This is a genomic window from Falsibacillus pallidus, assembly GCF_050990905.1.
In the GTDB taxonomy this organism is placed as follows: Bacteria; Bacillota; Bacilli; order Bacillales; family DSM-25281; genus Falsibacillus; species Falsibacillus pallidus_A.
Window position 1 is genome coordinate 1591733 of sequence record NZ_CP158866.1, and the last position, 12183, is coordinate 1603915.

Genomic DNA, 12183 nt, shown 5'->3' on the forward strand with positions numbered 1-12183 from the left:
GACGTATGAAAATCATCGTTCTGAATAGTCATCATTTGATGACTATTTTTTTTCTAGTATCACTACGATTAGCGAGATGGAGGATTTATTGTGAATTTACCAAATAAAATTACAGTATCAAGGATTTTATTGATTCCTTTGTTTATGATCATCATGCTTGTACCATTTTCGTGGGGTGAAATCAGTTTCTTATGGACTACGATGCCTGTCACTCATTTTATTGGGGGATTGATTTTTATCTTTGCCGCTTCCACTGATTGGGTGGATGGCTATTATGCACGGAAGCATAACTTAGTAACAAATCTCGGGAAATTTTTAGATCCACTTGCGGACAAACTTCTTGTTTCAGCTGCATTGATCATTCTTGTTGAACTTGGAGCGATTCCTTCTTGGATTGTTATCATTATTATTAGCCGTGAGTTTGCGGTTACCGGTCTTCGATTGATTTTAGCGGGAGAAGGAGAAGTGGTTGCTGCTGATATGTTGGGGAAAATCAAAATGTGGGCTCAAATTGTCGCCATCAGCTCTCTTTTAATGCATAATATCATTTTTGAAGGTGTTTCATTCCCGTTTGATATGGTTGCTTTATGGGTTGCATTAGTATTTACCATTTGGTCAGGCTGGGATTATTTTTACAAAAACCGTCGAGTACTACTCAACTCCAAATAAAGGGTGGCTAATATGAATGCAGAAATCATTGCGGTAGGTTCTGAGCTGTTATTGGGCCAGATCGTCAATACCAATGCAAAGTTTATTTCCGAAGGCTTAGCCGAACTGGGCATAAACGTGTATTATCATACTGTCGTCGGCGATAATCCGATGAGGTTGACGAAAGCGATAGAAATAGCCGAGAAAAGGGCTGACTTGATCATCTTCACAGGCGGCCTCGGGCCCACAAAAGATGATTTGACCAAAGAGTCCATTGCCGCTCATCTTAATACTTCATTAGTGTCTGATGATGAAGCTTTGGCTTCGATAGAGGAATATTTTAAGAAAACGAATCGAGTCATGACTGAAAATAATAAAAAACAGGCACTGGTGCTGAATGGTGCGGATGTACTTCCGAATTTGAATGGGATGGCACCTGGCATGTTTTATAAAACAGACTCTCATCGCTACATGCTTCTGCCTGGTCCGCCGAAAGAAATGCAGCCCATGTTCAGGGGTTTTGCCATGCCAAAGCTTTCGGAACAGTTAGAGGAAATGGTGAAAATCGAGTCCAGGGTCCTTAGATTCTTCGGAATTGGAGAAGCTCAGCTTGAAACAGAAATCATGGATTTGATTGATGGCCAATCCAACCCGACAATCGCTCCGCTTGCAGCTGATGGAGAAGTCACACTTCGTTTGACGGCAAAAGATCCTTCAGGTGAAAAAGCGCAGCAATTGCTCGATGAAGTGGAGCAGCAAATCCTAGCAAGGACAGGCGAATTTTTTTATGGCTACGGCCAAACTTCGTTAATTAATGAGATCTCGTCTATTTTGAAAAAGAAGAATTATTCAATTGCCTGTGCAGAAAGTTTGACGGGTGGGCTATTTCAATCTGAACTCACTTCTATAGACGGCGCCAGCTCAGTATTTAATGGGGGAGTCGTATGCTATTCCAATCAGGCGAAAATTGAGCAGGTCGGCGTCGCTGAATCCACTATCAATCAGTTTGGAGCGGTAAGCGAAGAGTGTGCTGTCGAACTTGCTGCTGGAATCCAAAAGAAATTCAATACGGACATCGGCATTTCCTTTACTGGTGCAGCCGGCCCCGAACCGCTCGAAGGGAACCCTCCAGGGACTGTCTGGATCGGATTGTCTTTTGCAGGTTTTGCTCCTAAAGCCTTCAAGGTGCAGCTGCAAGGGTCAAGGAATAATATTAGAATGCGGACAGTTAAATATGGATGCCATTTCCTGCTGAAGGAATTGGCAGATAACTAAAAGAGGGATTTCCCTCTTTTTATTATTTTCATACGTAGATAGTCGCCTAGTTTTCAGTCAACTATTGAAATTCTATTAATCAAGAAATTAAAATTGCATTTTACTACCCCTAAAAAAAGCGAATGAATGTTCGATTTTTTACTTGTAAAACTGAACCAAAACGTTTATAGTAAAGATAGGTTAATTGAGATAAACGTTATTCAGCAAACGTGCTGGATACCTGTAAATATAAAGGAGGAAATCTAGTGGCTAATGATCGTCAAGCAGCACTTGAAATGGCGTTAAAACAAATAGAAAAGCAATTTGGTAAAGGTTCTATCATGAAGTTGGGTGAACAGACAGACCGTAGGATTTCTACAATGCCAAGTGGATCTCTGGCACTTGATGTAGCATTGGGAGTAGGCGGATATCCTAGAGGAAGAATCATTGAAATCTACGGGCCTGAGAGTTCAGGTAAAACAACTGTAGCACTCCATGCGATAGCAGAAGTACAGGCTAAAGGCGGACAAGCTGCATTCATCGATGCAGAGCATGCCCTCGATCCTGTCTATGCTCAAAAATTAGGCGTTAATATCGATGAACTTCTTTTATCACAGCCGGATACAGGCGAACAGGCTCTTGAGATTGCAGAAGCACTTGTACGAAGCGGTGCTGTCGACATCCTGGTTATCGATTCTGTAGCAGCATTGGTTCCAAAAGCAGAGATTGAAGGGGAGATGGGTGATTCACACGTCGGCCTTCAAGCACGTTTGATGTCTCAGGCACTCCGTAAGCTTTCTGGTGCAATCAATAAATCTAAAACCATAGCAATCTTCATTAACCAGATTCGTGAAAAAGTCGGTGTTATGTTCGGAAATCCTGAGACAACTCCAGGTGGACGAGCGTTGAAATTCTACTCATCCGTACGCCTTGAAGTGCGTCGTGCAGAAACGCTTAAACAAGGAAACGATATGGTAGGGAACAAAACGAGAGTTAAAGTAGTGAAAAATAAAGTGGCTCCTCCATTCCGTACAGCTGAAGTAGATATCATGTATGGTGAAGGGATTTCAAGAGAAGGCGAAATCATTGATATGGGCTCTGAATTGGATATCGTTCAAAAGAGCGGTTCTTGGTATTCCTATAATGAAGAGCGTTTAGGACAAGGCCGTGAAAATGCGAAACAATTCCTAAAAGAGAATCCTGAGCTTCGCCACGAATTAATGATGAAGATTCGCGATCATTATAATCTGGATGAAGTAAAAACAGCATCAGCGGATGAAGACCAAGAAGAGTTTGCACTTCTTGACGAATAATAGAGATAAAAGCGGTCATTTTTTCGACCGCTTTTTCTTTTTGGAGAATCGCTTATGCTTAAGAGAGGGATGCAAACGTTTGCAATATTGATAAAGCTTGTTATTTCAAGCTTCTCTTTTTTCTCCCAAGCCTTGACAATAATTTTTAGCACCTTTAAAATTAAAAATGTATATTTTTTAACTTTTTCGAATGAAAATTTGAAAGCCTGACGCTGTATGTTGAAACCTTTGTAACAATGTAGCAGCCGACATTTTTTGAATGATGACAAAAGTTCATAGCAAGAGGAGGTGAAAGAGTTGGAACCTATTACAATCATCTCCATTTTGCTTGGCCTAATCGTCGGTGTAGTTGTTGGCTATTTAATTCGCAAGTCCATTGCTGAAGCAAAGATCTCTGGGGCAAAGAATGCCGCGGAGCAAATTGTAGAAGACGCTAAGCGCGAAGCTGAATCTTTGAAAAAAGAAGCCCTTCTGGAAGCAAAGGATGAAAATCACAAACTTCGTACAGAAACTGAAAGAGAACTTCGTGAACGAAGAAATGAATTGCAGAAGCAAGAAAACCGTTTATTGCAAAAAGAGGAAAACCTTGACCGCAAGGATGAATCACTCGATAAGAGAGAATTGATGCTTGAGAAGAAAGAGGACTCTTTAGGGCAAAGACAACAACATATTGAAGAGATGGAAAGCAAAGTGGACGATATGGTACGATCACAGAAAGCTGAACTTGAGCGTATCTCGGGTCTGACTCGCGACGAAGCTAAATCGATTATCATTGATCGAGTGGAAAATGAATTGGCTCACGATATCGCCATCATGGTGAAGGAAAGTGAGAACAGGGCGAAAGAGGATGCTGATAAGAAAGCGAAAGAAGTTCTTTCACTAGCTATCCAAAGGTGTGCTGCGGAGCACGTTGCAGAAACGACTGTATCTGTCGTTACCCTTCCAAATGACGAAATGAAAGGCCGTATCATTGGTAGAGAAGGCCGAAATATTCGTACACTTGAAACATTGACCGGAATCGATTTAATTATTGATGATACTCCTGAAGCAGTTATTCTTTCAGGATTTGATCCAATCCGTCGTGAAACTGCCCGAATCGCACTTGAGAAACTGGTTCAGGACGGACGCATCCATCCAGCGCGCATCGAAGAAATGGTTGATAAAGCCAGACGCGAGGTTGATGAACATATCCGTGAAATCGGTGAACAAACAACATTTGAAGTTGGAGTTCATGGACTTCATCCTGATTTAATCAAGATTCTTGGACGATTGAAATATCGTACAAGCTATGGCCAGAACGTCTTAAAGCATTCGATGGAAGTGGCATTCCTTTCAGGATTATTGGCTGCTGAACTTGGCGAGGATGAAACCCTTGCCCGCCGTGCAGGATTGCTGCATGATATTGGTAAAGCAGTTGACCATGAAGTTGAAGGAAGCCATGTTGAAATCGGAGTGGAATTGGCAACGAAGTATAAAGAGCACCCTGTTGTCATCAATTCCATTGCATCCCATCATGGTGATACAGAACCGACGTCTATCATTGCTGTTCTAGTGGCAGCGGCTGATGCTCTATCAGCAGCCCGTCCTGGAGCAAGAAGTGAGACACTTGAAAACTATATCCGCCGTTTAGAGAAACTGGAAGAGATTTCAGAATCCTACGAGGGTGTAGAAAAGTCATTTGCCATTCAAGCAGGACGCGAGGTTCGTATCATGGTAAGACCAGAACAAATCGATGATTTAGAAGCTCATCGATTGGCGCGTGATATCCGGAAACGGATTGAAGAAGAACTTGATTATCCAGGTCATATTAAAGTGACTGTGATCCGTGAAACAAGAGCAGTTGAATATGCGAAATAAAGCGGTGGTTTTCACCGCTTTTTTTGTTGGCTGAAAATCATAAATACACGAAAGATTAATGATCGACTACTTGTGTTACAATAATGGAATAGAAATTCAGATTAGAAAGGGCAGTAAAATGAGATTATTATTCGTAGGAGATGTGGTCGGTTCTCCCGGCCGCGACATGATCAAAGAGTATTTGCCAAGACTGAAAGAAAAATTCCGTCCACAGTTTACTATTGTGAATGGAGAAAACGCAGCTGGAGGCAAAGGGATCACTGAGAAAATCTATCGTCAGATTTTAGAATCCGGAGCCAATGTTGTGACATTAGGAAATCATACATGGGATAACCGTGAAATTTTTGAGTTTATCGACAAGGCAAAAAATATGGTGAGGCCAGCGAATTTTCCAGAAGGGAATCCTGGTCAAGGCATCGTGTACTCTAAATTCAACCAGCACGAAATAGCTGTAATCAGCCTTCAGGGAAGAACATTTTTGCCTGCTATTGATTGCCCGTTTTTAAAAGCGGAAGAATTAGTAGAAGAAGCAAAACAGAGGACGAATATCATCTTTGTTGATTTCCATGCAGAAGCAACCAGTGAAAAGCAAGCAATGGGCTGGTTCCTTGATGGGAAGGTATCGGCGGTTGTGGGTACCCATACCCATGTCCAGACGGCGGATAACAGGGTGCTGCCGCAGGGTACTGCGTATTTATCCGATGTCGGTATGACTGGACCATATGATGAAATTTTAGGTATGACAAAGGAATCTGTTCTGAAAAGATTTCTTACAAGCATGCCGGTTCGTTTTGAAGTACCGAAAGAAGGCCGGAAGCAGCTGAGCGCATGTATCATTGATTTGGACGATGCTACAGGGAAGGCAAGTAAAATAGAGAGAATACTGATAAACGAAGATCATCCGTTTTTTTCATAAAATGTGTACGGGGGGCTGCCTTTTGAGAAGGCAGCTTTTTTTATTTGGGTGTGCTGCGCTCCAGTCTCTACGCCTCTAATACTTTTTCGCTGGCGAAAAAGTACTCGAACAGTCGGCTCCGCTTTTCTCGTGATCCAGCTTCAGCGCCCAGCCCCTCGAGTCATAAGCCGTACCTCTACGGAAATCAGGATTTCCTTCGAGTTCCGTCTTATGCTGGTCGGGGCTACCGGGCCGCTTCCGCTTTTCTTTGTCCAAGCTGGAATAGTTTTGTTTTTTTTTGAATATAGTAGCATTGGAATCTTTTATATTCAGATGTTCACTGAATGAACATTCGAGATGGGGAAATGACAAGGAGGAACTATGAAATGGAAATATTAAAAGTTTCAGCAAAATCTAATCCTAATTCTGTAGCAGGGGCGTTGGCCGGTGTTCTTCGTGAAAGAGGTGCAGCAGAGATTCAAGCGATCGGTGCTGGGGCTCTGAATCAGGCTGTAAAAGCGGTAGCAATTGCGAGAGGGTTTGTAGCCCCAAGCGGGGTCGATTTAATTTGCATCCCTGCATTCACAGACATCCAAATTGATGGAGAAGAACGAACGGCTATCAAGTTAATCGTGGAACCCAGATAGACGGAATCTCCTTCTCAAACGATAGGAAAGGCCTGTTTGCAGAAGGAGCAAGCAGGCTCTTTTTTGATATATTGAAATTTTGCACGAGATTTTCTGAAGGATTTTCTTTATCATGGAAGTAACAGTCTATTAAGAGAAAGGAATCTCAAATGAAAATCTTTGATGCCCATTGTGATGTATTATCTCAAATGTTGAAATACCGTGGTATATCTTTTCAGTCTGGAAGTTCACTGCACATTACATATGAACAGCTATTGAATACAGGCAGCAAGGTGCAGTGCTTTGCTATTTTTGTTTCTCCAAGCATTCATCCGATGATGCGTTTTCAAGCTGCGATTGAAATGATCGATATTTTTTATGAGAAAATTCTTGCTCCCAATCCAGAAATGAAGCTAATTCTTAACAGGGCGGATATATTTTCATTAAAAGAGAATGAAATCGGCGCCGTGCTTACACTTGAAGGATGTGAGGCAATTCAAGAAGATTTGATTAAATTGAACACACTTTACCGTCTTGGAGTCCGCTCTGTCGGATTGACTTGGAATTTCGCCAATGCTGTTGCAGATGGCGCAATGGAGTCTAGAGGTGGTGGGCTTACCCAATTTGGCAGGCAGACCGTAGAACGTTTGAATCAATTAGGAATCTGGACAGATGTTTCCCATTTATCTGAGAAAGCCTTCTGGGATGTACTCCAGTTAGCGGAGCATCCGATTGCTTCCCACTCTAACCCGTATACACTTTGTCCTCATCCAAGAAATTTGAGGGATCATCAAATCAAGGCTTTGATTGAGAGGGATAGTGTAATAGGCATCACCTTTGTACCGGAATTTGTGGTGAAGGATGGGAATGCAAATATTAAAGATATTTTAAAACTTGTGGAGTATATTTGTAGTCTCGGCGGTGTGGGGAACATCGGTTTTGGCTCGGATTTTGACGGAATCGACAAAACGGTCAATGGGCTGTCTTCTTATAAGGACTATGCTTCATTGGTAAATGAATTAGTAAAACACTATACCTCTGAGCAAGTGGAAGGGTTCCTGTTTTATAATTTTGCGGAGAGGTTTCCACAATAAGCCGTAGTGAAAAATGGGACAAACGCTTGGAGAGCTGGTCGTATATCCTAGTGATTTAAATAGAAAAATGATACACTAATACGGTAGTAATTATGAACCGATTGATATTAAGAGGGGTGTTATATAGATGATTCAACAGCTTTCCTGGAAAGTAGGCGGTCAGCAGGGTGAAGGTATTGAGAGCACAGGTGAAATTTTCTCCATCGCTCTAAATCGTCTTGGCTACTATCTATACGGGTATCGCCATTTTTCATCCAGAATCAAAGGCGGCCATACCAATAATAAAATCCGCGTAAGTACGAAGCAGGTACGCGCCATTGCAGATGATTTGGATATTTTGGTTGCTTTCGACCAAGAAACAATCGATGTCAATTATAAAGAGCTGCACAGCAAAGGGATCATTATTGCCGATGCAAAATTTGACCCGCAAAAACCTGAAGATACTGAGGCGCAGATGTTCGCTGTACCATTTACAGAGATAGCGTCTGAACTGGGTACTTCATTAATGAAAAACATGGTGGCTATAGGAGCGACATGCACTATTCTGAATCTTGATCTCTCTCTTTTCAAAGAAGTGGTGGAAGAGATCTTTGGCCGCAAGGGTGAAGCGGTTGTTGCAAAAAATATGGAAGCGATCAAACAAGGCGCAGAATTCATGAAAGAAAAGCTCGACGGCCAGACAGGGATTATGGAACTTGAAAAAGCAGACGGCCAAAAGCGTATGTTCATGATTGGGAATGACGCGATTGCTTTAGGTGCATTGGCAGGCGGCGTGCGTCTGATGGCTGCCTATCCGATTACCCCAGCATCAGAAATTATGGAGTATTTGATTAAGAAATTGCCTTCGGTCGGAGGAACGGTCATTCAAACAGAAGATGAAATTGCTGCTGCGACAATGGCGATCGGATCCAACTATGCAGGGGTGCGGGCATTCACGGCATCTGCCGGACCTGGGCTTTCCCTTATGATGGAATCGATTGGATTGGCAGGGATGACAGAAACGCCTTTGGTAATTGTTGATACACAGCGTGGCGGACCGTCTACAGGACTTCCGACAAAGCAGGAACAATCAGACTTGATGGCAATGCTGTATGGTACACACGGGGAAATCCCTAAGATTGTGCTAGCCCCAAGTACCGTACAAGAGGCATTCTATGATACAGTTGAAGCTTTCAACCTAGCTGAACAGTATCAGTGCCCTGTAATCGTCCTATCTGACTTGCAGCTTTCATTGGGTAAGCAGACAGTGGAGCCTCTTGATTTCAGTAAAGTTGAAATCAGACGGGGAAAATTGATTCAAAATGAATCGGAACTTGCAGAGCTGGACGATAAATCATATTTCAAACGCTATGAAGTGACGGAAGATGGAGTTTCTCCACGTGTCATTCCGGGCATGAAGAACGGTATTCACCATGTAACCGGTGTAGAGCATGATGAAACCGGAAAACCTTCAGAAGCTGCATCCAACCGGAAACATCAAATGGATAAACGCATGAGGAAGATTGAAAATATCCAATTTGACACCCCGATTTACACAGATGCAAAACATGAGGAAGCTGATTTGCTAGTCATTGGTTTCAACTCTACGCGTGGTGCCATTGAAGAGGCAAAAGGCCGTCTCGAAAAGGATGGGTTGAAAGTCAATCATGCACAAATTCGATTGATCCAGCCCTTCCCGACAGATGAAATGATGCCATTGATTCAATCTGCCAAAAAAGTGGCAGTGATTGAAAATAATGCGACAGGCCAGCTTGCCAAAATCATCAAGATGAATGCAGGCAATCACAATAAGATCCGCAGTATTGTGAAATACGATGGAAACCCATTCCTGCCGCATGAAATCCACACTGAATGCAAGGAGTTGTTCTAAATGGCCACGTTTAAAGATTTTCGAAACAATGTGAAACCCAACTGGTGTCCTGGATGCGGGGATTTCTCCGTGCAAGCTGCCATTCAGCGTGCAGCAGCCAATGTGGGGCTGGAACCGGAACAATTGGCGGTTATTTCAGGAATCGGATGTTCAGGCCGCATTTCCGGCTACATTAACTCTTATGGCCTGCATGGAATTCACGGGCGTTCCCTCCCAATTGCACAAGGGGTGAAAATGGCGAATAAGGATTTGACTGTCATCGCCTCTGGAGGAGACGGAGACGGCTTTGCTATTGGAATGGGACATACCATCCATGCCATCCGCAGAAATGTCGATATCACTTATATCGTTATGGATAACCAAATCTATGGTTTGACGAAGGGGCAGACTTCACCAAGATCTGCAGCAGGTTTTAAAACGAAGTCCACTCCAGAAGGTGCCATTGAACATGCACTCGCGCCGATGGAAATGGCCTTGACTGCCGGAGCTACTTTCGTGGCCCAAAGCTTTTCGACTGATTTGAAAGAATTGACTGCCTTGATTGAAGCTGGCATCAATCATAAAGGTTTTTCCCTTATCAATGTCTTCAGTCCTTGTGTGACCTATAATAAAGTCAACACCTACGACTGGTTTAAAGAAAACCTCACAAAACTCAGCGATGTAGAAGGGTATGATACGGCGAACCGTGAATTGGCAATGACCACATTAATGAAACATGATGGTCTAGTAACAGGTTTGATCTATCAAAACACCAGCCAGCCTTCTTATCAGGAGCTTGTATCCGGATACAGCGAGGATGCTTTGACAAAAGCTGACCTTATGCTCGGTGAAGGCCACTTTAATGAGCTTTTAAAAGAATTTATGTAAGAAAAGAGAAGCCCGGCAGCCGGTTCCGAAAGGAATATTATGGCTTGCCGGGCCTTTTCTTTTATTGTTAATTGCGTGGAAAACACGTATACTTATGTAATGTGCGTGAATACTTGTTTTTTTGATTGTAAGATTTTTATAATGTATGTAAGGCGAATCTCACAATGAATGGTGAATAGATGCTTTGTCTTGGTGGAAAGGAGTATTATTTACATGAATGAAGAACAGCGTTTACAAGGTCAGCAAGTGAAGGACACTGCTCCTTCGGACAAAAAATCCGAAAAAGACTACAGCAAGTACTTCCAGTCTGTCTATGTTGCACCTTCCTTAAAAGATGCAAAAAAGCGTGGGAAAGAAGAGATTAAATATTTCAAAGACTTTAATATCCCTGAAGAATATATGGGAATGGGAAATGGGAAGAAATTTTATATCAGGACCTATGGCTGCCAAATGAATGAACATGATACGGAAGTCATGGCAGGGATCTTCATGGCATTGGGATACGAGCCGAGCGAAACGACTGAAGATTCAGATGTCATCCTTTTGAATACATGTGCTATTCGCGAAAATGCTGAGAATAAGGTTTTCGGCGAAATTGGCCATTTAAAAGCTTTGAAACAGGAGCGTCCGGATCTATTGGTCGGCGTGTGCGGATGCATGTCTCAAGAAGAGTCGGTCGTTAACCGCATCCTCAGCAAACATCAGCATGTCGATATGATTTTCGGTACCCACAATATCCATAGGCTTCCTCAAATTTTAAAAGAAGCTTATATGTCAAAAGCGATGGTTGTGGAAGTATGGTCCAAGGAAGGAGATGTCATCGAAAACCTTCCGAAGGTCCGCAGAGGCAATATCAAAGCGTGGGTTAATATCATGTACGGATGCGATAAGTTCTGCACTTACTGCATCGTTCCATATACCCGCGGTAAAGAACGCAGCCGGAGACCTGATGAAATCATCCAGGAGGTCAGGATGCTTGCAGCCCATGGATACCAGGAAATCACTTTGCTCGGACAAAATGTAAATGCTTACGGAAAAGATTTCGATGACATGAACTATGGTCTTGGAGATCTAATGGACGAGCTGCGCAAAATTGATATTCCGCGAATCCGATTCACAACAAGCCATCCTCGTGATTTTGACGATCATTTGATTGAAGTTCTGGCGAATAAAGGGAATTTGGTGGAGCATATCCATCTGCCTGTTCAATCCGGCTCGACAGATGTGCTGAAAATCATGGCTCGGAAGTATACAAGAGAGCAATTCCTTGAACTCGTCCGCAAAATCAAAGCTGCAATCCCTGATGTGGCTTTGACGACCGATATCATTGTCGGGTACCCGAATGAAACAGAAGAGCAGTTTGAAGAAACGGTATCTTTATATCGTGAAGTAGGATTCGAAGCTGCCTACACATTCATTTATTCTCCACGAGAGGGAACTCCTGCAGCGAAAATGAAGGACAATGTTCCAATGGAAGTGAAAAAAGAAAGGCTGCAGCGTTTGAACAGTGTCGTAAACGAGTTGTCAGCAGAAGCTTTGAAAAAATACAAAGACCGCGTTGTCGAAGTATTGGTTGAAGGTGAGAGTAAAAATAATCCGGATGTATTAGCCGGATATACTCGCAGAAATAAACTTGTGAATTTTAAAGCCCCTAAGACTGCGATTGGCAAGATTGTCAAAGTGAAAATCACAGATGTGAAAACTTGGTCATTGAATGGGGAAATGATTGAAGAATTAGAAACGGCAGAGGTGAAATAGG

10 protein-coding genes are annotated in these 12183 nt (G+C 42.7%); all 10 read left to right on the plus strand.

The features are described from left to right. The first annotated feature begins 90 nt into the window (after nucleotides 1-90). The 10 genes from pgsA to miaB all read left to right on the plus strand — a co-directional run bounded on the left by pgsA (nucleotide 91) and on the right by miaB (nucleotide 12182). The gene (gene pgsA / locus ABTV07_RS08405; RefSeq protein ID WP_433749927.1) at nucleotides 91-669 is read left to right on the plus strand and encodes a CDP-diacylglycerol--glycerol-3-phosphate 3-phosphatidyltransferase; all 579 of its coding nucleotides are present in this window, start codon (nucleotides 91-93) and stop codon (nucleotides 667-669) included. 12 nt (nucleotides 670-681) lie between these two features. Next, nucleotides 682-1923: a competence/damage-inducible protein A gene (locus tag ABTV07_RS08410; RefSeq protein ID WP_433749930.1), complete on the plus strand. Its 1242-nt coding sequence runs from the start codon at nucleotides 682-684 to the stop codon at nucleotides 1921-1923. A 275-nt stretch (nucleotides 1924-2198) separates the two neighbouring features. Beyond that, nucleotides 2199-3215 carry a recombinase RecA gene (gene recA / locus ABTV07_RS08415; protein WP_433751157.1) on the plus strand — a complete coding sequence of 339 codons (1017 nt, stop codon included), beginning with the start codon at nucleotides 2199-2201 and terminating at the stop codon, nucleotides 3213-3215. A 297-nt stretch (nucleotides 3216-3512) separates the two neighbouring features. Further along, complete coding sequence (gene rny, locus ABTV07_RS08420) at nucleotides 3513-5072, plus strand: ribonuclease Y (RefSeq protein ID WP_114743606.1); 1560 nt, start codon at nucleotides 3513-3515, stop codon at nucleotides 5070-5072. A gap of 118 nt (nucleotides 5073-5190) precedes the next feature. After that, nucleotides 5191-5988, plus strand: coding sequence for a TIGR00282 family metallophosphoesterase (locus ABTV07_RS08425; RefSeq protein ID WP_433749933.1), 798 nt, complete (start codon nucleotides 5191-5193; stop codon nucleotides 5986-5988). Between the two features lie 365 nt (nucleotides 5989-6353). After that, nucleotides 6354-6614, plus strand: coding sequence for a stage V sporulation protein SpoVS (gene spoVS / locus ABTV07_RS08430; protein ID WP_003181955.1), 261 nt, complete (start codon nucleotides 6354-6356; stop codon nucleotides 6612-6614). A gap of 149 nt (nucleotides 6615-6763) precedes the next feature. Beyond that, the gene (locus ABTV07_RS08435) at nucleotides 6764-7687 is read left to right on the plus strand and encodes a dipeptidase (protein ID WP_433749937.1); all 924 of its coding nucleotides are present in this window, start codon (nucleotides 6764-6766) and stop codon (nucleotides 7685-7687) included. 127 nt (nucleotides 7688-7814) lie between these two features. Further along, nucleotides 7815-9557 (plus strand): 2-oxoacid:acceptor oxidoreductase subunit alpha, encoded by a 1743-nt coding sequence (locus ABTV07_RS08440; protein WP_433749940.1) that lies wholly within the window; start codon nucleotides 7815-7817, stop codon nucleotides 9555-9557. Beyond that, nucleotides 9558-10424, plus strand: a complete 867-nt coding sequence (locus ABTV07_RS08445; RefSeq protein ID WP_433749943.1) for a 2-oxoacid:ferredoxin oxidoreductase subunit beta — start codon at nucleotides 9558-9560, stop codon at nucleotides 10422-10424. It begins immediately after the preceding gene. 213 nt (nucleotides 10425-10637) lie between these two features. Next, complete coding sequence (gene miaB, locus ABTV07_RS08450) at nucleotides 10638-12182, plus strand: tRNA (N6-isopentenyl adenosine(37)-C2)-methylthiotransferase MiaB (protein WP_433749946.1); 1545 nt, start codon at nucleotides 10638-10640, stop codon at nucleotides 12180-12182. The last annotated feature ends 1 nt before the right edge of the window (nucleotide 12183 follow it).